The sequence below is a fragment of the Sphingobacterium spiritivorum ATCC 33861 genome (genome assembly GCF_000143765.1).
Classification (GTDB): domain Bacteria; phylum Bacteroidota; class Bacteroidia; order Sphingobacteriales; family Sphingobacteriaceae; genus Sphingobacterium; species Sphingobacterium spiritivorum.
This window is the reverse complement of the sequence record NZ_GL379770.1, coordinates 1,304,578-1,326,532: the sequence shown is the minus strand read 5'-3', so window position 1 is coordinate 1,326,532 and position 21,955 is coordinate 1,304,578. Positions and strand designations below refer to the sequence as shown.

General features: G+C 39.1%; 20 protein-coding genes. 13 read left to right on the top strand and 7 right to left on the bottom strand.

The genetic code is table 11. The features are described from left to right. Nucleotides 1-27: 27 nt before the first annotated feature. Nucleotides 28-2,412 carry a TonB-dependent siderophore receptor gene (locus HMPREF0766_RS05810; protein WP_002994567.1) on the bottom strand — a complete coding sequence of 795 codons (2,385 nt, stop codon included), beginning with the start codon at nt 2,410-2,412 and terminating at the stop codon, nt 28-30. Between the two features lie 622 nt (nt 2,413-3,034). Between HMPREF0766_RS05810 and HMPREF0766_RS05805 the strand changes: the two genes are divergently transcribed. Continuing rightward, nucleotides 3,035-3,904 carry a DMT family transporter gene (locus HMPREF0766_RS05805; protein ID WP_037459950.1) on the top strand — a complete coding sequence of 290 codons (870 nt, stop codon included), beginning with the start codon at nt 3,035-3,037 and terminating at the stop codon, nt 3,902-3,904. A 127-nt stretch (nt 3,905-4,031) separates the two neighbouring features. Here the strand turns inward: HMPREF0766_RS05805 and HMPREF0766_RS05800 are convergent, their stop codons facing one another. Then, nucleotides 4,032-6,674 carry a TonB-dependent receptor gene (locus HMPREF0766_RS05800; protein WP_002994561.1) on the bottom strand — a complete coding sequence of 881 codons (2,643 nt, stop codon included), beginning with the start codon at nt 6,672-6,674 and terminating at the stop codon, nt 4,032-4,034. Further along, on the bottom strand, nt 6,674-7,519 hold the full coding sequence (locus tag HMPREF0766_RS05795) for a GLPGLI family protein (RefSeq protein ID WP_002994560.1): 846 nt from the start codon (nt 7,517-7,519) through the stop codon (nt 6,674-6,676). The genes HMPREF0766_RS05800 and HMPREF0766_RS05795 overlap by 1 nt, the downstream gene beginning before the upstream one ends. A 177-nt stretch (nt 7,520-7,696) precedes the next feature. Between HMPREF0766_RS05795 and HMPREF0766_RS05790 the strand changes: the two genes are divergently transcribed. The 5 genes from HMPREF0766_RS05790 to HMPREF0766_RS05770 all read left to right on the top strand — a co-directional run bounded on the left by HMPREF0766_RS05790 (nt 7,697) and on the right by HMPREF0766_RS05770 (nt 13,095). Continuing rightward, complete coding sequence (locus HMPREF0766_RS05790) at nt 7,697-9,142, top strand: sensor histidine kinase (RefSeq protein ID WP_002994558.1); 1,446 nt, start codon at nt 7,697-7,699, stop codon at nt 9,140-9,142. Between the two features lies 1 nt (nt 9,143). Further along, nucleotides 9,144-9,836, top strand: coding sequence for a response regulator transcription factor (locus tag HMPREF0766_RS05785; protein WP_002994556.1), 693 nt, complete (start codon nt 9,144-9,146; stop codon nt 9,834-9,836). Nucleotides 9,837-10,029: 193 nt separating this feature from the next. Further along, nucleotides 10,030-11,436 carry an aminotransferase-like domain-containing protein gene (locus HMPREF0766_RS05780; protein WP_002994554.1) on the top strand — a complete coding sequence of 469 codons (1,407 nt, stop codon included), beginning with the start codon at nt 10,030-10,032 and terminating at the stop codon, nt 11,434-11,436. A gap of 88 nt (nt 11,437-11,524) precedes the next feature. Beyond that, a complete protein-coding gene (locus tag HMPREF0766_RS05775) occupies nt 11,525-12,040 on the top strand; it encodes a hypothetical protein (protein ID WP_002994552.1) in 516 nt (171 codons plus the stop codon). Between the two features lie 140 nt (nt 12,041-12,180). Further along, nucleotides 12,181-13,095 (top strand): hypothetical protein, encoded by a 915-nt coding sequence (locus HMPREF0766_RS05770; RefSeq protein WP_002994550.1) that lies wholly within the window; start codon nt 12,181-12,183, stop codon nt 13,093-13,095. 27 nt (nt 13,096-13,122) lie between these two features. Here HMPREF0766_RS05770 and HMPREF0766_RS05765 read toward each other — a convergent pair whose 3' ends face one another. Further along, nucleotides 13,123-13,944, bottom strand: coding sequence for a hypothetical protein (locus HMPREF0766_RS05765; RefSeq protein WP_002994549.1), 822 nt, complete (start codon nt 13,942-13,944; stop codon nt 13,123-13,125). A 219-nt stretch (nt 13,945-14,163) separates the two neighbouring features. Here HMPREF0766_RS05765 and HMPREF0766_RS05760 point away from each other — a divergent pair, with 219 nt between their 5' ends. Beyond that, the gene (locus HMPREF0766_RS05760) at nt 14,164-14,733 is read left to right on the top strand and encodes a CbrC family protein (protein ID WP_002994547.1); all 570 of its coding nucleotides are present in this window, start codon (nt 14,164-14,166) and stop codon (nt 14,731-14,733) included. 118 nt (nt 14,734-14,851) lie between these two features. Continuing rightward, the gene (locus HMPREF0766_RS05755) at nt 14,852-15,361 is read left to right on the top strand and encodes a hypothetical protein (protein ID WP_002994545.1); all 510 of its coding nucleotides are present in this window, start codon (nt 14,852-14,854) and stop codon (nt 15,359-15,361) included. A 21-nt stretch (nt 15,362-15,382) separates the two neighbouring features. Here HMPREF0766_RS05755 and metA read toward each other — a convergent pair whose 3' ends face one another. The 3 genes from metA to HMPREF0766_RS05740 form a co-directional block, all read right to left on the bottom strand. Continuing rightward, nucleotides 15,383-16,327, bottom strand: coding sequence for a homoserine O-acetyltransferase MetA (gene metA, locus HMPREF0766_RS05750; RefSeq protein WP_002994544.1), 945 nt, complete (start codon nt 16,325-16,327; stop codon nt 15,383-15,385). 168 nt (nt 16,328-16,495) lie between these two features. Then, a complete protein-coding gene (locus tag HMPREF0766_RS05745) occupies nt 16,496-17,158 on the bottom strand; it encodes a hypothetical protein (RefSeq protein ID WP_002994542.1) in 663 nt (220 codons plus the stop codon). After that, nucleotides 17,158-17,658, bottom strand: a complete 501-nt coding sequence (locus HMPREF0766_RS05740; protein WP_115388626.1) for a hypothetical protein — start codon at nt 17,656-17,658, stop codon at nt 17,158-17,160. Before HMPREF0766_RS05740 ends, HMPREF0766_RS05745 begins: the two co-directional genes overlap by 1 nt. Before the next feature lie 390 nt (nt 17,659-18,048). Here HMPREF0766_RS05740 and HMPREF0766_RS05735 point away from each other — a divergent pair, with 390 nt between their 5' ends. The 5 genes from HMPREF0766_RS05735 (at nt 18,049) to HMPREF0766_RS05715 (ending at nt 21,918) form a co-directional block, all read left to right on the top strand. Then, the gene (locus tag HMPREF0766_RS05735; protein WP_236590529.1) at nt 18,049-18,603 is read left to right on the top strand and encodes a hypothetical protein; all 555 of its coding nucleotides are present in this window, start codon (nt 18,049-18,051) and stop codon (nt 18,601-18,603) included. A 131-nt stretch (nt 18,604-18,734) separates the two neighbouring features. Then, the gene (locus HMPREF0766_RS05730; RefSeq protein ID WP_052646381.1) at nt 18,735-19,172 is read left to right on the top strand and encodes a lipocalin family protein; all 438 of its coding nucleotides are present in this window, start codon (nt 18,735-18,737) and stop codon (nt 19,170-19,172) included. Nucleotides 19,173-19,434: 262 nt separating this feature from the next. Beyond that, on the top strand, nt 19,435-20,004 hold the full coding sequence (locus tag HMPREF0766_RS05725; protein WP_002994535.1) for a DUF4256 domain-containing protein: 570 nt from the start codon (nt 19,435-19,437) through the stop codon (nt 20,002-20,004). Between the two features lie 73 nt (nt 20,005-20,077). Continuing rightward, complete coding sequence (locus tag HMPREF0766_RS05720) at nt 20,078-20,662, top strand: RNA polymerase sigma factor (RefSeq protein ID WP_002994534.1); 585 nt, start codon at nt 20,078-20,080, stop codon at nt 20,660-20,662. A gap of 92 nt (nt 20,663-20,754) precedes the next feature. Continuing rightward, nucleotides 20,755-21,918, top strand: a complete 1,164-nt coding sequence (locus tag HMPREF0766_RS05715) for a FecR family protein (RefSeq protein ID WP_002994533.1) — start codon at nt 20,755-20,757, stop codon at nt 21,916-21,918. The last annotated feature ends 37 nt before the right edge of the window (nt 21,919-21,955 follow it).

The window sequence follows — 21,955 nt, the reverse complement described above, 5'->3', positions numbered from 1 at the left end:
GTGTGGATTAGCGTATTAAATAAGTTATTAGAATTTACAGCTCATGGTCAATCTGTAATTACGGGGAGCATCTGCCTGCCAGGAATATACCGGAGTAGTAAAGTAATTCGTATAATAAGCTCCTCCGGCCAGAAGATATTTGTCCAGCACATTATTAACATTGAGGCGGACTGAAAATGCTTTGTGTCTGTAGCCCAGTCCTCCGTCAAAACGCAGGTAATCCTCCAGATTATATTCCGGATTATCATTCGAATAAAAGCCTGTAGCTCGATCGCTGTTGCTGGACATACCTGCATTAAAACTCAATCCTTTTAATTTTCCACTTATCAATTCGTAATCCAGCCACACATTTGCAATATGCTTGTCTGCGCCGTCAAGCCGCTGTCCTACGAAGAACTGATTTCCGACTCCTTCATTAAGTTTCGTAATCTTTCCGTCTGTATAGGCATAATTGGCAATGACATTGAGTCCTTTGAGAATCTCTCCTTTAATATCCAGTTCGATTCCTTTAACTTTTTTCTGCCCGATTTCCATGCTCATCTCCGGACGCGGCCCGTAAGAAGTGATCTCATGGTTTTTCACGATCTGATAGACCGCCAGTGTAGTATTCCACTTTCCTCCAAACCAATCTCTTTTTATACCCAGTTCCATATTATTGCCGGTTATTGGTTTTACTTCAGATCCGTCAAACAGTATTCCGTTCTGCGGCAGAAAAGCCTGATCGTATAGTCCGTATAGAGAAGTTAGTTTATCAATGGAGTAGGATAATCCCAATCGGGGTGTTACTTTGGTGCTTTTCACAGGTTTACCACCCCAGTTGGCAACGGACATGGTCGTCAGGCGGCCTGCTAATGTAAGACGCAAGGCATCTTCAAAGAAACCAAGTTCGTCCTGTATATACACAGAAGAGTATTTTGTGGCCATAGCACCACCTCCTGTTGCCGAACGCTGACTCACAGGAAGACTTCTGTCGAAGGGTTTAAAACCAAAATCAGGTGTATAATCCGGATTTTGAGGATCAAACTCTCCTCCGTTCAGAGAATCCAGTACCTGAGACTGATTCCAGTCTGCATCATATTTTTTATCTCCCAGATCAAGACCTGCCAGTATGCGGTGCTGTACGCTACCCGTATAAACCTGACCGTTCAGAAAAATCTGTCCCATGGCCATTTCGCTCTGAGCATCCCAAATATCTGATTTACGGATCACTTTGCCATCCGCAGCGATATCCTTGGGCCAGCTGCTCGCTCCTATCTGATTGTAATTAAAATAGGCGCCCTGTCCTGTCAGTTTCCAGTCTTTGGATAGCTGATGCTCTATAGTGAGGAATGCGCTATGCTCGTCTACATTAAACGGCTCCAATCCGGGCATTGAAAAGGTAAAATCACGTGGCAGTGATTTATAACCAAATGGTGACATCACATAGGCCGATCCCACATCGGTCATTTTAGCTTTTTGGTAGGTATATTCAAATGTCAGCTTTGTATCGTCATTCAGCTCATAAGATAATACTGGTGCGATTACAAACCGCTTGTTATTTTCATTGGCTCTGAATGAAGATTTTCTATCCGCGGCCACATTCATTCTCATCAGCAATTTGCCATCTTTACTCAATCTGCCATTCAGATCGAGAGTGGAGCGTAAGGCTTCAAAACTTCCTGCGGAGAAAGTTGCTTCTCCCTTATTTTCGGCAGTCGGTTTCTTGGTAACCACATTATATATCCCTGCAGGGTCACCACTGGACATCATAAAGCCTGCGGGACCTTTCACAAATTCAATACGCTCTACTGTAGACATATCTTCTGATAACGGACTCCAGAATGAGCTTACTACATTCATTCCATTGCGGAATGCCTGTATCTGTGATCCACGCATATGGATATTGACATACATATCATTCCAGTGGCTCTGTCTGCTCACACCACTCACATTGCGTATCGCACCGTCTGCCAGATTAAAAATCTGTTGTTTGGAAAGTACAGAAGAACTGATCACCTGCACACTTTGTGGTAGTTCCAGCAATGGGGTCTGCACCCGAAGACTGGAAGAAGGCTGCTCTTCTACAAGTCCTTTCAGGCCTTCTACGAGTACTTCATCAAGTTGTCGCTTGGTATCAGCAAGTATAAAATCAACGACTTTGGTCTCTCCTGCCGATACTTCCGATTCGATGGTCCTGGAGGTCAGACCAATGTGTCTGGCTGTTATCTTGTAATTGCCAGGCTTCAGGTTATTGAATTCATAAATCCCAAGTTCCGAAACTTTGGATGCTTTTCCTCCGTTCAGCAGGACGACAACATTTTCGGCAATATGTCCGTCACTTGTTTGGACGGTACCAGTGATACGGGAAGTCTGTGCATAACCGAAGCTCATTAAAGAGCATAGTGCTAAAAAGATAGCAATTTTTGTTTTCATTAGTGATAGTAAGTTAAGTATGATGCAGATAATGATATTGAACTATCATTATTTAGACCAAATATAAATAAAGAATTACTATTCACAAATATTTTTACAAATACGGTAAAAACTAGCTATACTGGCTAAAAAAAGCATTTTTAAACTGATTTCCAATACTTCTGGGCACTCTAATAACCACTCTTTCTGTACACATTATTGCATATTCTTACTACTATTTGTGAATTATTTTGAAAAAAAATAAAAATAAATTTGCACTTAGTGTTATAAATACACTATATTTGTATCATCATAATTTAGGTTTATAATTGGTTATAAAGGTTTTCACTCTCCCCGTTTGAAAACCTTTTTTTATTTCCCTGATTTTGATTCTGAAGCTCTTTTATAACCCCCACCTGTAGAGATAAATAATTTGTATTTTCCATGTAATTCATTAGTTTTGAGAAAAGCATACATATGAACAGAAAGAGTAGTCTTCCTCCTCCTACCCCTTAATATTTAACGGACACGTAGATTATACAGATTGCGGATCAGCTGATTGGCATACCTGGTTATAATCTGATTTTAGTTATTTATTAATTTTTATACACCTGTTCTCTTGGGACAGGAAGACAATTCTTTTATGAAAAAATCATATCTGGTATTACATGTTGCTGTAATACTTGCAGGTTTTACCGGTATATTCGGAAAACTTATAACTGTCAATGAAGGCCTTCTGGTCTGGTACAGAGTCTTATTCTCTGCTATTATCCTATGGATGATCTTAAAACTATTCCATGTTTCCAGACAGATTACAACGAAAGAAAAATTTAATATTGCCAAAATCGGCATGTTCATTACGCTGCACTGGGTATTTTTCTATGCCAGTATCAAGTATTCCAATATCTCCGTGGGTGTAGTCTGCTATTGTTTAACCAGTTTTTTCACCGCTGTCTTTGACCCGCTCATCAACCGCCGTAAATTCAATGTGAATGAGCTACTCCTAAGTGTGCTGACATTAGCAGGTATCGCCTTAATTTTTCATTTTGATTCGTCCTATCAGTTAGGCATAGGCCTGGGAATTATTTCATCCGCCTTTGCAGCTCTTTATACGTTATTCAATGAGCGTATTGTGAAAAACTATGACAGCAGGCTTATCAATTACTACCAAATGATCGGTGGAACTATAGGATTAGGAATATTGATGCCGTTTTATCTGTATGCATTTCCCGTACAAACCGTCCTTCCGGACCTGAAAGATATCGGATATCTGGTCATACTGGCGTCCTTCTGCACTGTAGGGCTTTATATTCTATTTGCGGAATCTCTCAAAAAGATACCGGCATTTACGGTAAATCTGAGTTTTAATCTCGAACCTGTTTATGCGATTATACTGGCTTTTCTGTTTTTTAATGAGAGCAAGCAATTAAACCTGTTCTTTTACATAGGTTTACTACTGGTGATGACTTCAGTGGTCTTACAAACTATCGTATCTTTAAAAAGATCCAGCTAACATGATCACTGACGGATCGTACGCTCCTGAAATCAGGAAAATTACGATCCGTCAGTTTCAATCTTCGCTTCCAAAACTGATATTATTTTTGCTACAACCTATTTTTTACTACATTTCTCTATTCAGATCAGAACAGATAACTCATTCTGAATAAAGAAAGTCTCCCGTTGAGCGGATATCTCGAAATACTTTCCTGCACAGCACTGATTGCATAAGACTCATACATTTTGATATTGGTCAGGTTTCGCATCTCCAGCTCAAATTCCATTTTCCATTTCGGAACCTTATACCTGATATTCATATCCAGAAAAGTATTCTGAATACTTTTCAGATTAGTCTGTTCCAATTTCCGGTGCGCTACACTTCCTTTTACAAAGAAATTAAAGAAAGGCACGTACATCATACTCAGATTGTTGACCCATAATTGGTTTTTTGAGTCAAAAGCTGAGGTTGTAGCCAGTTTCTGGTCGACGGTATTTCCGGACATAGTCCATATACTTTTGTAACTTAAGGTTACTCCCTGAATACCTTTAAATTCGACAGTTGGCTCAACAATCAGCTCAGCATTCTTATAAGGCAGCAACTGCTCATTCAATAGCTGATTGTAATGCGTAATGTTATAAGCAGATTTCAGTGAAGCAGAGGTCTTGAGGTCTGAAAAGTACTTACTCACACCAAAGCTGGAATTCAGCGTATTCATCTTATTTTTAAGCGGAATAAAAACAGATTGTATTCCTGATGCTGTCAGATTCCGCGAAACTATATTGTTGGCATTCATCTGTGAATAAGAAAGTGAGGCATTCATATAAAGCAGCTCCAAAGGACGCTGAAAGCTGTAATCCAACACCATATTCTGCTGTTTGCGTACATCAAAACGTGCATCATTGGCAATCAGGTCTCTGAAATTGACCAAAATTTTCCCTTTGTATATGTTATCTATTGCACCTGTGACATTTCTGAGTGCATAGGACAGGTTGATGTAATCCTTGTTATATACATATTGTTTAAAAGAAGCTATGGGATTAAAGAAAACACGGTTCTCCACATCACGAAAATCAAAATTTCCGTCTGCCAGATTCCATCGTCCATACTGCGCCGGTAGTCGCACCTGTAATTCAGATTTTTTGAATTTTGCATCCCATGTACCTGAAAATTCAACAACATGTTCTTTCCATCTGAAAGCATTATCCACAAATCCATAGACAGGTCTGACCTGATCATCCAAATCTGCCAGTCGCAGATCCGATTCCAGTCGTATATCTCTATATTGATAATTTGCCTTATACTCCTGATTCACGATCCGTCCGGGCAAAGTGTAGCTTGCTCCCGCATTGAAGGACAGCTCAGGCGTTTTTACCTGCTGCCTTACCTCTTTATAGGGATTATCGGCATTCAGAATATCCTTCATTATTCCAGGTGAAATGCTAAGATTTTCCTTATGACCACCTGCGTTTATATTACTGTACACGGTCAGTATATTTTTATTCCGGAGCTTAGGCATATATTCCAGACTATTACTGAACCGGTAGGACTGATCACGATCCTGTTGCAAAAAATCATTGTTGTTATTCGTTATAAAGGAGTTATCCTTTAAACTTCCGGCTTTGAAGGCGAATTGGTTTTTGAAAAAATAATTATCTGTATTCGACTCCAGCCCCAGGCTTATATTTCCGTACATAGCTCTGGACTTCGTCTCTATACGATCATCGTAACTGATCAGCTGATCGTCAATCCTGTAATTCTGCAGAATACTGCTCTGCCTGTTTACCCGATCTCCCCACAGATTGACATTATTCTTCAGTTGCCAGGTTTTGTTCAGGTTATACAAGTTATTCAGATTGATAGCCAACGAGTGGTTTTTGTTATATCTGTTAAGCGGTATATCAGGACTACCTGCAGAAGTAGCGGAGGTCAGATCAAAGGAATGTGTTGCTGTGACTTCCTTTGACATATCATCTCCTACAGTATTTCCCTGCAGGTTATTCAATGTTTTAAATTTTTTATTGAATGTCATTGCATTATTATCGGTCTCTACTCCATAAGGTAATCCGGCTCCCACCCTCGCCTGGCCTGACCATTTGAGTTTGGCATCTTCTTTTACTTTCAGGTTGATAGCAACCTGATCGGATTTAGACAGTCCCTGTTTGACTTTCCGATGCTCATGTCCCTGTATGACTTCCAGATCTTCAATCATTTCAGGTTTTATGGTACGTGTCCCTATTCCATAACCCTCATTCAAAAGATCATCTCCGTCAATATACATATTGGATACTTTCGTGCCATTGTATTTGATCACTCCGGCATCATCCACCTCCATACCGGGCATTCTGCGGATAGCATCGCCTATATTCCGGTCTTCTGCAGAAGTAAAAGACCCCATTTTATAACTCGTGGTATCTCCGTTCTGCCGGATCCGCGGTTTGCTCTTCACCTGTACTTCGTCCAGTGAGATTGGCTTATCAGCCAGTTTGACTGCATATGCTACAGAACGTGATGACAATGCGATCTGCTGTGTAACGTAGGCAATATGTTCAAATTCCAGGAGCAAACTGTCACGGTTCAGTTCTTTTGCAATCTCTATTTTAAAATACCCTTTATTATCTGCCCGCATTGACTTGATGACTTTGTGATTAGCATCCAGCAGCGAGACAGTAACATAAGGAATCATGGCATCTGTACTGTTGCGTATATTTCCCTCCGCATATTGTTGAGAATGGACCTTCTGGTGCATTACCAGAAGGCTTAGGATCATCAGAATAATGCCTCTCATTATCTATTGATTTCAACAGGGTTATTGAGTTCGAAAGATTTTTCTTTAGCTTGTTTCTTTTTATGCTGCTGGATCAGCATTTCGGCTTCTTCTTTGGATATCTCCTTGCCATCCTCTCCCTTGAATGTCACATTGCTTCCTGCAGGTACTGATGCGAGGACAGATGCCAGCATATCTGCTTCCATTGCTTTTTTTGCTTTGGCAATCTTCTCAGGAGAAGTTTCATCCAATTCCAATAATTTAGCAAAGTCAAACTTCTCGGACATCTTGTTGAAGCCTGAATAGGCAAATATGATATCACTATTCAGATCTCTGGCTTCCAGAATAAGTCCCGGAAGACCATCCAGTTTCCATGGTCCGTAGGCATAGGGCAGTTCCGGAGTGTACCATGCTTCATAGGTGCGTCCGCCGAATGTACCAATAGCTTTGATGCATTGATAGCCACCTATCTCTTTTTCTTCATCTTTTATATCCCAGTCAATTGTTTTCTTATTCGCCTGAACTCTAAAAAGATTACCCACAAATTCCATTTTAAAATATTGCTGCAATGCTTTGTTATACAAATAGCTGTCTACAGCATCTGATGGAATATTGTCATACGAAAATGTCATCTGATTTGGAGCAAAAGCCTCCGGTTTCATTTTCGAATAGTAGGAATAATTAGGAGATACATAGACATACATATCTTGTTTGACAGGGCTGTCTTTTCGTGTGGAATCTGCAATATGTGTCACTGCATATCTGATATATGCGTCCATATATTCCTGTGCTGAGGCCTTCGTTGTGAATGCAATAAAAAAAAGAAAACTCAGGCAGATACTTTGGGTAATTAAATTCGTTTTCATATAAAATATATTTATTTTGTGCTCACAAAAATGGGTCTTCAACTGCTGATATACTGATTATTATTTGTTAATTAGCGTTAACGGATAGCCAGTTTGTTAACAAGTGTTAACGACTGTGAAGTAGTGTTAAAAAGGAAGGAAAAATTCTGATTTGACGTCAGTGGAAAACAAAAGTCGATGGAAAAAAGAAAATTTAAAGTCATTATTTATCTGCTCGCCATAAGTACCGTAGCTATGCTGATACTTCAGAGTTACTGGTTGTACAGTGACTTTAAATTGAACAGAGAAAAAAATCAGGCTAACATCCGACGTGTAGTACTGGAGAGTCTTGATCAGTACAGTTTAATCAGCATGAGTAAGCTGTATAAAATAGAGAAAAAAGACAGTATTGCCGCCCGGCAGCTTGCTAAAACAATCCAGAGTCTGACACAGATCTATTCGGACGATTCCATCCAAACCAAAAAAGGAAAAAAGACAGTAACTTTTAATATCAATACGACTATTGATACGTTAGAAAAATCCTCTTCAGATACGCTCCAGGCATCTTCCAAAGTTTCGGTACATAAACCCGAAATCATGCACAAAGAACGACTGGTCGTTACCGAAAAGGCAATCAGTGAGGTTATAAAAAAACATTTTCAGGCCAATCAGATAACAAATCCATATCAACTCTCTCTGAAATCTGTTCAGCAACCCCGGATCTGGTATACAAAAGACACCCTTCTGTTTCAGAAATACAACTTTATTGCTGTACAGGGTAAAGCCATCGACCTGAATGTGATCGCTACCGTACATGTAGAAGATGATATGTTAGGCCCGTTGAAAAGCATCTTCTGGACACTTTTAATCTCCCTGCTGATTGTCCTGTTTATTATGTATGGTCTTATCTATCTTATCAAGCAGTTGAGGGAGGAAAAAAGGATGTCGGAGATCAAGAATGATTTTATTTCTAATATGACGCATGAGTTCAAAACTCCAATCTCTACCGTATCGCTGGCGATTCAGTCTATACGCTATTTTGGAATAAAGGATGATCCGGAGAAACTGGATGAATATCTCGGGATCTGTCTTAACGAGCTGCACCGCACCTCATCGATGATAGAACGGGTACTGAAACTCTCTCACGAAAAGCCGTTTGTTATAAAATTAGAAGAGTTTTCTCTGAGCGAATTGCTGACAACATTCCATAATCAAAGCAAACCTGTGCTGACTGAGTTTAACGGGATTCTGGACATTCAGAATGACAGCACAGTCGATCTGATAACGGCGGATAAGGTACATTTTGGTAATCTACTCTTTAATTTGCTAGATAACAGTATTAAATACAGAAAAGCAGAAGAGAATCCACATATTTTGATACGGTTATACAATGACGATAAAAATCTTTATATGATCTTCCGGGACAACGGAATAGGAATATCGAAGGTATATCTCAACAAAATATTTGAAAACTTTTTCAGGGTTCCTACCGGTAATGTCCACAATGCGCAGGGCTTCGGTCTGGGACTAAGTTATGTCCAAAAAATAATCCATTTACACAACGGATCCATCAAAGTACACAGTGAAGTGTCAAAAGGCACAACTTTCACTATCGAGATCCCTCTAATACCTAACAATAAGTAACATGCAACACATCCATATCCTTTTAGCTGAAGATGAAGTCCTAATGGGAAAGATTATTAAGGAAGCGCTGGAAAGCAGGGGCTTTACAGTTACATGGGTAACTGACGGACTCAAAGCCTTTTCTTCTTTTCGTGCACAGCGTCCTGATATCTGTATTTTCGATGTCATGATGCCTGTACAGGATGGATTTACGTTAGCAAAGGAAATACGAAAAATAGATAATGATATACCGATTCTGTTTCTTACAGCCAAATCTTCTACAGCGGATATTGTAGAAGGGTTTGAGCTTGGAGCAAATGACTATCTCAAAAAGCCTTTCAGTATGGAAGAGCTTATCGTCCGTATCAAATCTCAGGTGAAAAGATCCGCTCCGGCAAAGGAGCTTTCTGCTAATACGGAAATGTCCGTCGGTAAGTATAATTTTAATTTTGAAGGTTTGTCTCTCCATTATGGTCCGATTAAGCAGGATCTCACCTTCAAAGAGGCTATGTTGCTGAAAATGCTGATTGAGAATAAAAACGGGGTGCTGGACAGAGGTGTGGCGCTAAAATATATATGGGGTGATGACAGCTATCTGCTGTCGCGAAGTATGGATGTATATATTACCAAATTAAGAAGAATGCTGAGCAAAGATCCGGATATAAAGATTGTCAATATCAGAGGAATAGGATTTAAACTGATTATCAATGAATAGCATCGCTTTCCTGAAATCAGGTAATTTTATACGTTAGAGAGTGCTTCTCCATACAAGCTGTTTTGTATATGGAGCCACATATATGGCCTTGATTTTAAAAATTATGTCTGAACGATACAAGATATTGTGATTTTAATTTCTCAAATTTACCGGTACAGTTAATCCATATTCACAAATCAACCGGTACAGTTATATGAAATCTTTTAAATATGAAATCTTCACCTCCTTTATAGAAAAGAATATCAGTGAGGGTATATATATGCCCGGACATAAACTTCCTTCGGTTCGTGAAGTAAAAGATAAATATCAGATCAGCATAAGTACGGTACAGAGCGGATATGAATATCTTATGATCCGTGGCCTGGTTATAAGCATTCCCAAATCCGGTTATTTTGTAGCTACAGCCACCGAAAAAAAACAAGAAAAAATTTCTTCCCGCCGAAAACCTGTAGTTAGAGATCCTCTGTTCAAAAATAATCTGCTCCTTACTACCTCTCTCCGCTCCGGCCGTCAACTTTCTGAGTTTAATGTCGCAGCACCGGGAGACTTATTAGTGCCTCAAAAACTATTACTCCGCACGATGCAACAGGTTATCCGGGAAGAAGGTGCCAGCTTATTACGGTATTATCCCGCTAACGGGTCTTCTGATCTCCGGAAAACAATATCAGGATATGCCGCAGGCTATCAGACTGTACTTCCTCCTGAAGAATTATTGATTACAGACGGAGCATTACAGTCTTTGTATATTGCATTATCTTCAGTATGCACTGCAGGAGATGTGATTGCGGTAGAAAGCCCTTGTGTCTTTTCGGTACTGGAAATTATTAGGGTACTCCACCTAAGAGTAATAGAAATACCGGCAGATACTCAAAGTGGATTCGATGTAGACTTTTTTCGAAAAGCATGCGAAAAAAATACCATAAAAGCAGTATTGCTCACACCAAATTTTCATAATCCAACCGGTATATTATTATCGGACGAAAAAAAGAAAGATCTGCTCCGTATTATACAACATGAAGGCATCGCTTTAATAGAGAATGACATTTACGGAGATCTGAGCTTCACTAATAAAAGGCCACTTCCTGTCAAAGCATTTGATGAAAGCGGACTTGTGATGACGTATTCCTCATATTCCAAAACTTTGGCTCCGGGTATCAGACTTGGCTGGCTATCTGCCGGACGATTTATGGAACGTGCTGAACAGATCAGATTTTCATTGGGGAGCAGTGTATCTCCGGTTTATCAGGAAACCGTAGACCGTTTATTGAAAACAAACAGTTATGACCGGCACCTGCGTCACTTCCGTAAGCAACTGGCAAAAAATGCTCATCTTACAGTCCGGCTTTTATCAGAGAATTTTCCGAAGGACACTACACTGCTTACACCTTCAGGAGGATACAATCTATGGGTCAGAATGCCTGACCAGATTAATATGGAGGGCTTTTACCGACAGTGTAATAAGATTGGAGTACGGTTCACCCCGGGGTATACTTTTTCATTTTCAGGGATATTTTCCAATTACTTCAGAATAGTTTTTTCAGATAACTATACCACTCAACGAATAGAAGCGCTCAGACTCGCTGGCCAGTTGGCCGGATAGTATCTGTACTGCTCATTCTTTACAGTTCTGTACCGCTCAGCTCCTAAGTTGAAACGTAATTTTGTGTTATTAACAAATTAAGAATTGTATGAAAATAATTACAAAATTCGTAATTGCTACAGAACAGGATATTGAAAAACTTTCAATGCTGGCGAAAGATATTTCCACTGAAAAATTTTCATTGGTTGTTGAAGAACAACAACTGAGAACTTATTTAGCAGCTAATTTTAATGAAAAGCATCTATTGAAAGAGGTCAATAGCTTGTCTAACCAATGGCTGATGGTCAGCGTAGATGATCGGCCGGCAGGATTTGCCCGCATTACCTCTAAAGGGATAAGGCCTGATATGGCCCCCCGTAAACGTATGATCAGAATAGCAGATTTTGGCATTTTGAAAGTTTATGCAAATACCACTGCGAAAGATTCGTTACTGCAAAAGTGTCTGGAACTTTGCCGGTCATACGACAGCATCTGGATTGCGGAATATGTAGAAGATTCTTTAAAAGAATATTTTGAAAGGAATGCCTTTATTACGTTGCACAACAGCGGTGAGCACGAAGGTCTGCTCCTACCCGCTGTATATATGTTAAGGGAACAACCTTAGGCCATACATATCGCAATATTGTTCTTTACTTTATCTGGCTATGGTATTAACAGTTGTTTTTAAAACACTGACTTTGTATATTGTGGTTTAATACAATACTCAGCCGGTTCTTAAGTTGTTACAGTTTGAAGATCATATCTATGAAAAGAATATTTTTTGCATTGCTTTACACCTTGGTTGCCTGTCAGGGGAATTCCAATTCTTCTGCTCGTCCAGAAAAACCACAACCCGAGATCTTATCCCGGCAAGCCATGTTTGATGTCAATCAGCTCACCTTTAATGAAAATGCAGTAAAGCTGATTGCTCCGGTACTGGACTCTGTGAATGAGAATACAGGAGCGACCAAACAGAAAGCGGACTATGAATGGAAGGTCAATATGACAGAGGGTAATCTGGTATATGAGAGTGTTCCCGGTAAAAGATATTATTATAAAAGTTTAAAAACGGATAGTCTGGCTCACTATGACGGACTTGTATTCGATCAGGTCGAGTTGGAAACAGATGAAAACGATAAATTGATCTCTTTTATAGGATACAGTGAGATCGAAACAAAAAAAGAACTGGATTCCCTGATCTTTCATCTGTACGATAAACTGGGATCATATGAAGAGTTGAATTATTATAAATATGATGCATCTCCTCCCGAAAAAGTCAATTACTTGTCCTACAATGAGGTAAAGAAATACAGCAAACATTATGTCGATACGATAAAGAAGATTCGCTCCGATATCTACGATTATGATACTCAAAATACGAGCTTCGATCTATGGAAGTTTGATGACAGAATTATTCAGCTGAAGATTGAGCCGTCTTCAGAAGCCGGCTTTGACACAGAAAAAGGAGCTTATCACAGGGATTATTTCAGTATTCAGTTTCTGGTGCTGAAACGTTCTGAATATGATCAGATCGAAGCACAGCAGCTGGCACGCTTAAAACAGGAAAAGAAATATGTGTGGGTTCTTAAGCCGTACATTATATCAACGATGTCTTACAGAGAAGGAGACGGTCGTTATTTAACTATCATGTCGGAATTACTGGAGAATATTCAAAAATAGTAAGCCTCTAAATCTGCTGCGTTGTATTTAGACGGACCGCTTCTTTTGAATATTAAAGAAAATCAAAATACCTATGGTCAGAAGAGCCGCCGCGGCAAGCAGAATAAATGTAAGCCGGGTGTCTCTTCCATTGTCTGCAAAGAAATAAACAGCCGTACCGCTCAGGATAAGAGGTACAACTAACAATAGCTTCAGCATATATAACTGATTTTGTGATTTGTATGCTTCTTCCATAGCAGGTTGCAGGACAAGGTGTTCGAAATGCTGTTCAATAAATGTCCTGATTTTAGTCAGGTCACCTTTATCCAGTTCACGGGGTAATATAAGCTCATCATTAATATTGATCCGTATATCATTATCTCCGAAGACAATACCTTTTATATGCTGTGTATTAAAAGATTTGTAAAATGAAAAAGGATTAAGCGAATACGCTTTATAGTCATTATCTTTTGTTGATAAACATTTGAATTGCTGCCTGTCTATATAAAAGATTTCTGCTGAAGATTGAGCATCCGGAAAGAAATAAGCAGATCCCGATAGCAGAACCACTGGTGCTACTAATGTTGTCAACAGATAAGCAGGAAAATCTATATGGAGAATATAGGATAGCAAAATCATTACCGCAAACAAAAGTATAACCGCGAGATAGATATTCATGCGTATATTCGTTTTACTTTTCAACAGCCATACGACAGCCACTGTTGCGAAACCTAAAAGCGCAGATTTAAGATTCAGAACAAGGGCTAAGAGCAGTAAAAGAGTCAGCAATCCTGCAAACAACAGTTTTACTCCCTTTGCTTTTTTGACCAGTTGCGGTTTTTCTATTCTTAATACTGCTTTTGATGACATAACTGTATAATACCTGAAATATACAGCTTAAAATTAAGGATAATATATCAACTGCTTACATAGGAATACAGATCCGGAGATAATGGGTAAATAAACGTCTAAAATCCTGCGACATTTGTATACCCATTATTAGCTTAATACGTACTTTTTATTGTTTTCAAATCATATTATTAGGATATTGTATCCGGAACAAACTTGTTTTCCAATCCACCACGTATTATGGGAAAGATTTTCGAACTTATAGCAGATTCTGCACTCGAAATATTAGACAGCTACTATGACGAATGCCATGTATGTAATAGAACAGATATAGATCTGTATGCGTATCAGGGTAAACTGCATCTGGAAAACGGTGAAGTGGACGACGATATCTATGCGGCCTGCGCATCCTGTATAGCAGAGGGTAATCTTACGCATTCCTGTGATTTCGCATATTTAGAAATTATTGACCGCTACCTTGGTCTAAAAAATCTGGACGAGGAAGCATATCTACAAAACAAGAAGATGCTTGCAGAGAAATACCAGAAGACACCCGATATTCCGATATTCATGCAGTATGAAGACAGACCACTATGCTGCAATGATATAGCGGAATTCACAGGTTATCCTAAAGATGCGGAAGAATGTTATGATCTGACGGAAAAAGCACTATACTGGGAAAAACAAGTCACGGTGAAAAGCGAATTCTATAATTTCAGGAAATACGGACCTCCGGAAAGTAAAAGAGATATTGCTTTCTTTTGTTGTACGCATTGTCAGACCCGCTATTTCACCTTTCAATTTACTTAGATTACAGATCGAATATTAATCCGCTGTCTTCAAATATGTATCGGGATATAGTCCTGTGCGAATATATACGTAAATTGGAGTATCGTTATAATACATATCGGATTTATATCATGCATATATGGCTAAGCAAGCAATTCTGTTATTCAGTATTTTTATCTGTTTAAGATCGGTCAGGGCTCAAGATCTCAGAGCTGAAACATTGGAAAACCAGCAATGGAGCTGGGTGAGTACACTATCGGCTGCAGGTATAGGCGCCGGGACCACCTGGACATTTCTGCCGGACAATCGCTTTGAAGCTAAAGACTGGTATTCCGGAGGTGCCTATTGGACAAATATATTTACCGGCAAGTATCATTATGATCCGGAGACGGCAACGGTATATCTGACTTATGAAAAAACGACTAAGCAAAAAATAAAGCTGCCCAAATCATGCATAAGACTTGTACCGGATTTGCAGGACACAGCGACTTTCTGGCCTGTGTTTTATGACAAATGGAAAAAAGTAAAAGGTGAATACAGACCTGCAGGAGAACCGCTCCATAGTAAAAGCACATCCTCTTCCGATAAATCAGCCTTCTACCCTGCTTTTCAATACCATTTTGAAATTAAAGTACTAAATGCGAAGTGAAAGGCGGGCTAAGGTCCCGGACTAACTATTGACTTTAATATCGCCCAGATGTTCTACATCTTTAAGATCATATGGAGTCTCCTGATACACAAAATAGTTAAGCCAGTTATTGAATAAGAGGTTTGCGTGACTTGTCCAGCGTACCAAAGGCGGGTTAGCCGGATTGTTATCCGTATAGTAGTTAAGAGGTACCTCTATCGGTAATCCCTTTTCCACATCTCTCACATATTCTTCGTGTAGTGTAAGCGGAGCATATTCAGAGTGGCCGGTCAGATAAAATTCACGTCCTCCTCTTGACGAAGCGATGGCAATGCCTGCACCTGTTGATTCTGATAAGATAGATACCTCTTCTTTACCTTCCAGATCAGCTTTCAGGATCGTGGTATGTCTGCTGTGCGGAATAAAGAATTCATCATCAAATCCTCTGAATAAAGGATGCGTCTTTTCGGTGGCTGTATGTTTGAAAACACCAAATAACTTTTCAGCCAGCGGTACTTTCTCTACGCCATAGAAATGATATAAAGCCGCCTGAGAAGCCCAACAGATGTACAAGGAGGAAGTGACATGCTTTCTCGCCCAATCAAAGATCATCGTGACTTCTTCCCAGTAATTGACATCTTCAAATTTCATCATTTCTACAGGAGCACCTGTAATGATCATACCATCATAAAAGTTTTCCTTTATCTCACCGAAACCTTTGTAAAACAATTCCAGATGTTCTTCCGGAGTATTTTTGGAAGTATGAGAATCCAGTCTGAGAAATTCGACTTCCACCTGCAATGGATTATTGGAAAGCAGCCTTACAAAATCTGTCTCTGTAGAGATCTTCAGCGGCATCAGATTCAGAATAAGTACACGCATAGGACGAATATCCTGCGTATTGGCCCGAAGGTCACTCATTACAAATATGTTTTCCTTTTTCAGAAGCTCTATAGCTGGCAAATTATTGGGTATTTTAACAGGCATATTCTCTTTCCTTATAATGCTTTATTCAACACAAAAATATAAAGAATATACCGTAACTTAAATATTCATACACTATTTAAAGCTGCGGATCACAGCAATATTGACCCGGGGAAGATTATTTATCCAATATCCGTCCGGAGATAGAGAATATCTTTGGAGACAGCGACATTATTTGAGTTTTGAAAGCTCCGATTTAAGGCTTTTTTCCTTTTCAATATTAGGCATAGAAACCAGGAGATAGGGCAATTTCATCTTATACAGATCGGGGTTATGCATATAAATTCTGATATGCTTGGACGAAAATTTACCGTTTGAAAAGTGGTATTCAAATTTTTTGATATCATTCAGATATATAAATCCAAAATCTGTGGACCATATTCCGTTGCTGCTTATTTTTATACTTTTTTGAGGCTTCAGAATCTGGTAAATAAAGCCTGACCCTATTAGCAGCAATACAGCCCCGATAATATATTTTTCGAGCAATATAAATACGCCATATGCGCCGACACATGTTCCGAATATCAGAAAAAAATAAAAGGAAGGACGCTCGTAATATTCATGGAGATAGTTGAATTTTTCATTGGTCAGTTTTTTCTCATGAATACGTGTATAATGTTGACGAAAATGTTTACCACTATTTACATCCAGTATATAAGAAACCCGTAAGACTATAAGGATGACTGTAATGGCAAAGCATTCCATCGTGACATTCCTGTCAAAATGAAACAGATAAGTAAGCAGAATAAGAAGGACAAATGATGCCACTCCGAACAGCAGCGGATCCATTACCAGCCGTATTGTATCTTTATTTGGCTTTGCCGTATTATCCATTATTTAGCTTGTAAAGGTTCCAGTTGTATACCTGCTTTATTCAAAAAAAGGATCTGAGATTCCATGCATTTATTTTGTAAATCTTCTACATCCTTCCCTACTTTATGAACCCGGTCCAGCAGCTGACTTCTGGCTGCTGTATCGGTATTACTGATATACTCGCCTGTGAGGGCATAATACAATTGTATCTTATCCAGATACAGCAATAGCTGTGTATGATAAGGTTTTGCAGTCTCACTGATCAGCAAACTATTGATATCTTTACCGGAAGCGACAGCCAACTCAGACTTCCCCTCCAGATTCTTTACATCTTTTAGAATTTTACTGTCTCCGGAATTATCAAAATATCCACTGGCAAGTTGCTCCTGTACTTCTTCGAAGCGCATTTTATTACTGTAAAATTCAGAAGAGACCTTTTCGTTATAAGCGATCTCCTGTTCATCGGTACACGACAATAAAAGTATGAAAAAAGTAAAACAGGCAATAATTGTATTTTTCATATGTATATAGTTTATTTTAAAAAAGGCGATGAACCCTTTCCTGCCAGGGCAGATGCTGATTTTCACCCTAATTCTGACTGGCAGATAAGCTCAGGAATTTAAGAGATTGTTTCTTGATTTTCCGTTACTTGTGAAAGATCGTGATGGTTCTATATCATCCTGATTCAGGATCAAATAAACAGATCATTTTTTCATTATAAAACAGATGATAGCTATTCGTAGCATATCAATCCAGATTCGCAATAAATGACTTCAGATTCGTACACACGCACCATATAAGGCTTTTGACTTCCCATCCCTGATAATTTTTTTTGCCAGGTAATTTCCGGATACTGCTATAAAACACCTAACTTCACAAGCATAATGATTCGTCTATACATTCTAAAACCGATGAAAAAAGTATTGTTCCTAGTTATCCCTATCTTATTCGCTTGTCAGAGCAACAGCCCTGCAAACTACCCTTACTCTGAAAAAGAAACAAAAGAATTTCTGGATCAGATCAGCAGCAATATCATGGTCCTCAATTCGGATCTGACACTCATACATAAAAAACCTGCTCATGAGTTTGATATTCTTACCTACTACCCTCTACCCAAAAGTAAAGTCGAGGAATACAATAAGAACGGACATATTGTCAACAAAATGGATGATATTGCAGACTTTGCAACTTATGAGATAAAAGACTATGAACTGATAAACGAGAAAAATGAAAAACTTCAGCTGCTCGAAGATATCAGTGCTCCTTCCCTTCAGGATTTTTCACTGTGGACTTACAAAGATGTATTATGCGGACAGTTGGGCATTTATGTAAAACTCCATAAAAATTTTGAAACGTTGAAAGGCCATATTACCGTTCTGCTTGCCATGCCCGGAGGCCATACCCGCACTGTAAAGGTACCGGTTAATATTTCCATCACAGACAAAGATCCCAGACCGGGAATTTAATTTGCTGTTACAGAATGAATCCCGGAACAACAGGCTGCATTATAGATGATTGGCTACAAAAATGCTATTGTTTTTTTTGTTAAAATCCATTTTTGCTACCTTCGCAGTTAATAAAAAAGAAAACTAAACAGATGTTAAAAAGATTATTTTGGTTGAGTGCCTGTGTAGCAGTACTGACCTGTTTTATTGTATCCTGTGCCAAAGATAGCAGCGACGATCCTATTATTGCGGAGTGGATCGGTGTATCCCAGCAAATCGATACGTATCAAGGTGATAAAATCTCCGGTACTGAAGAAGTAAAAATCAACAGACTTGCTATCGATTTCTATCCGGATGATACCTTTACCCTGAGCGGAAATATCGGACAGGATGCCACTGCAAATAATATTGAAGGAACTTTTGCGCTATATGGCTCTAAGATCACTTTTAAATATATGGACAAAAGTCAGAAATCACAATCTTTCAGTGTTGACTACAGAATGAACGGCGGTCTTTTGGAAATCAAAAGCACAATCGAATCTTCCGGCAGTACTAAAAAAGTAAAGACTACAACTTTCGGAAAAGCTTAATCTGCTTTCCTGACAATACATATCTTACCGGCTGTCAGAATCTATTCTGACAGCCGGTAAGATCAAACCAATTAAAATACCTGTTTTTGTGGCAATCTGTAAATATTAACCTTTCTCCTGCCTGTAATATCAAAAACCTTTAATTTTCTGACTTCTTTACATCTGTATCCGCACTTTTTGTTTTTATATCGAAAATGAAATATTATTATTGTTGTATATTTCGCTAAAACCTACAATACCGGTTATAATAATGTAGTATACTATGAAAAAAAGCAAAGAACCTGAATTATCCATAGCACAACGTGAACATCTTTTTGAAGTATTAAAAACACGTTTTGAAAATCATATGCACCGTCATCCTGACCTGCATTGGGATAAGGTGCTGACCCGTCTGGATGCTGCAGCGGATAAACTCCGTTCCCTCTATGAAATGGAAGAAACTGGGGGTGAGCCTGATGTGGTGAGTTATGATAAAAAATCAGGACTTTGTATTTTCTTCGACTGCTCTCCCGAAACGCCCAAAGGATGCAGAAGCCTGAGCTATGACCGCGAAGGACAAGATTCGAGAAAAGAACACAGACCCGAAAATAATGCTATAGATCTGGCGATGGAAATGGGGATAGAGCTGCTGTCAGAGGAACAATATCGCTATCTGCAGCAACTCGGAAGTTTTGATAACAAAACATCCAGCTGGCTGCGCACTCCGGAGCCAATCCGCAAATTGGGCGGAGCCATATTCGGAGACTATCGTTATGGTCAGGTTTTTATCTATCACAACGGAGCCGCCTCCTACTATGCTGTAAGAGGATTCCGCGGCTGGATAGCTGTGTAAAACGGATCATAAGAAAATAAGAATATATTGTCAATCAGCGTGTAAGCAATAGTATAACAGAAGCACCTGCGAAATGGAGGAGAAAAGTCTATTACATAAAGTGAAGAATGGTGACATTGACGCCTTCAATGCGCTGTATACGCTTTATGCTCCCTTGTTATACAACAAGTGCTTAAAGCTGCTTAAAGATTATGAAATATTAAATGACCTTGTACAGGATACATTCCTCAAAATATGGCATTTGCGAACCGAAATAGACCCTGAAAAAGGATTCCGGACCTTTATCTTCAGAATCGCAGAAAATATGGTGATGGATATCTTCCGCCGTATCAGCCGGGATAAAAAACTGCAGGAAGAACTCTGGTACAATCTCGTTGAAAATTCTTTCCACTTTAATGATCATGTCATTGATAAAGAAAAGAAAATGATATTAGAACAAGCCATAAGTCAACTTTCTCCCCGCAAAAAAGAAATATGGATACTCTGTAAAGTAAATGAAAAGAGTTACAAAGAAGTAGCACAACAGCTGGGTATATCTGTTTCCTCCGTAAGTAATCAATTGGTAACAGCGATGAAAGATATCAAAGATTATATACACAAAAACTATCACAACGACTACCTGATGGCACTCACTCTGCTCTATTTAATGAAAAAATAAAAATATTTTTTTTTCATCTAGTGTATTTGATCTTTCCAAGCGTATATGGGATAATATTCGATTAAAAGAGTACTAACCAAATACCTTACACATTGGAAAAAAGAAAGCGAATACAAGAACTTCTGTCGCTGTATGTGGCTGACAACATTGACAAGTCTTCTTTTCAGGAATTAATGACTTTACTGGATGACCTGGAAGATGACAGCTTCCGGCAGTTGATCAACAGCCATTTTCAGGAAGCAGATCAGCCGGAAGTTAACATTCTTGTTCAGGCTCATCTCCACAGAACACAGCATGCTCTCAATAATAGCATACATAAAGACATCCGAGAGTCCAGGGTAAAAAGCATGGTACGGTGGATATGGATTCCCGTCGCCGCGGCTGTTGCTCTGTTCTTTATGATTCGGACTCCGGAAGGATTGAAAAAATCAGAAAATACAGATCGTGAAATAGCAACAAATACACCCGATATCTCTCCGGCGCAACACAGAGCGATCATTGCATTTGATAATCAGACAATAGAATTGGACGACACAAAGCAGGGAATTGATATCTACAAGGATAGTATTTCGGCATCTAACGGAGAAAAATTAGCACTTCGGAATCAGAAAAGTAAACAGGTCAGTATCACAACACCACGCGGAGGTCAGTATCAGGTTGTCCTGCTGGATGGAACAAAAGTATGGATGAATGCTGCTTCGCAGATCTCCTACAATAGAGATTTTGCTGTTTCCAACCGGGATGTTCAGGTTAAGGGAGAAGTTTATTTTGAGGTAAAGAAAAATCAAAAATTGCCTTTTACTGTCTCCTATAGCAAGCAGAAACTGATGGTACTGGGTACAACATTCAATATAAATGCTTACGATGATGAACATAAAACCAAAACAACCTTGATTGAAGGTTCAATGAAAGTATTTACTACAAATCAACCTTCACATTTGCTAAAACCAAATCAACAACTGGAATATAAACTCCAAAGCAATGCATTGAAATTACAGGAAGTGGATCCTTCTTCAGAAATCTCCTGGAAAAACGGCATATTCGATTTCGACGGCCTGAGTCTGGCAGAAGCAATGCGTGTTATATCGCGCTGGTATGACATAGACATTCGTTATGCCGGTCCTATTCCTGAGGTAACACTGGGGGGTAAAATGAGCCGAGGAGTGAAATTAACCACCTTTTTACATTTCCTCGAAGATAATTTCAATGTACATACAAATCTTTCACAAGACCGGATACTCACGATAAGTAAATAAAAACCAATACCATTTTACGACTATAAACCAATCTGTT

What these genes read in the sequence shown, in the direction of transcription:
- HMPREF0766_RS05770 (WP_002994550.1), top strand. Translation starts at nt 12,181, where the DNA reads ATGAAAAGAATATTTTTTGCATTGCTTTACACCTTGGTTGCCTGTCAG.
- HMPREF0766_RS05740 (WP_115388626.1), bottom strand. Translation starts at nt 17,658, where the DNA reads ATGAAAAATACAATTATTGCCTGTTTTACTTTTTTCATACTTTTATTG.
- HMPREF0766_RS05785 (WP_002994556.1), top strand. Translation starts at nt 9,144, where the DNA reads ATGCAACACATCCATATCCTTTTAGCTGAAGATGAAGTCCTAATGGGA.
- HMPREF0766_RS05720 (WP_002994534.1), top strand. Translation starts at nt 20,078, where the DNA reads ATGGAGGAGAAAAGTCTATTACATAAAGTGAAGAATGGTGACATTGAC.
- HMPREF0766_RS05780 (WP_002994554.1), top strand. Translation starts at nt 10,030, where the DNA reads ATGAAATCTTTTAAATATGAAATCTTCACCTCCTTTATAGAAAAGAAT.
- HMPREF0766_RS05745 (WP_002994542.1), bottom strand. Translation starts at nt 17,158, where the DNA reads ATGGATAATACGGCAAAGCCAAATAAAGATACAATACGGCTGGTAATG.
- HMPREF0766_RS05790 (WP_002994558.1), top strand. Translation starts at nt 7,697, where the DNA reads ATGGAAAAAAGAAAATTTAAAGTCATTATTTATCTGCTCGCCATAAGT.
- HMPREF0766_RS05755 (WP_002994545.1), top strand. Translation starts at nt 14,852, where the DNA reads ATGGCTAAGCAAGCAATTCTGTTATTCAGTATTTTTATCTGTTTAAGA.
- HMPREF0766_RS05800 (WP_002994561.1), bottom strand. Translation starts at nt 6,674, where the DNA reads ATGAGAGGCATTATTCTGATGATCCTAAGCCTTCTGGTAATGCACCAG.
- HMPREF0766_RS05775 (WP_002994552.1), top strand. Translation starts at nt 11,525, where the DNA reads ATGAAAATAATTACAAAATTCGTAATTGCTACAGAACAGGATATTGAA.
- HMPREF0766_RS05765 (WP_002994549.1), bottom strand. Translation starts at nt 13,944, where the DNA reads ATGTCATCAAAAGCAGTATTAAGAATAGAAAAACCGCAACTGGTCAAA.
- HMPREF0766_RS05795 (WP_002994560.1), bottom strand. Translation starts at nt 7,519, where the DNA reads ATGAAAACGAATTTAATTACCCAAAGTATCTGCCTGAGTTTTCTTTTT.
- HMPREF0766_RS05725 (WP_002994535.1), top strand. Translation starts at nt 19,435, where the DNA reads ATGAAAAAAAGCAAAGAACCTGAATTATCCATAGCACAACGTGAACAT.
- HMPREF0766_RS05760 (WP_002994547.1), top strand. Translation starts at nt 14,164, where the DNA reads ATGGGAAAGATTTTCGAACTTATAGCAGATTCTGCACTCGAAATATTA.
- metA (WP_002994544.1), bottom strand. Translation starts at nt 16,327, where the DNA reads ATGCCTGTTAAAATACCCAATAATTTGCCAGCTATAGAGCTTCTGAAA.
- HMPREF0766_RS05735 (WP_236590529.1), top strand. Translation starts at nt 18,049, where the DNA reads ATGAAAAAAGTATTGTTCCTAGTTATCCCTATCTTATTCGCTTGTCAG.
- HMPREF0766_RS05810 (WP_002994567.1), bottom strand. Translation starts at nt 2,412, where the DNA reads ATGAAAACAAAAATTGCTATCTTTTTAGCACTATGCTCTTTAATGAGC.
- HMPREF0766_RS05730 (WP_052646381.1), top strand. Translation starts at nt 18,735, where the DNA reads ATGTTAAAAAGATTATTTTGGTTGAGTGCCTGTGTAGCAGTACTGACC.
- HMPREF0766_RS05805 (WP_037459950.1), top strand. Translation starts at nt 3,035, where the DNA reads ATGAAAAAATCATATCTGGTATTACATGTTGCTGTAATACTTGCAGGT.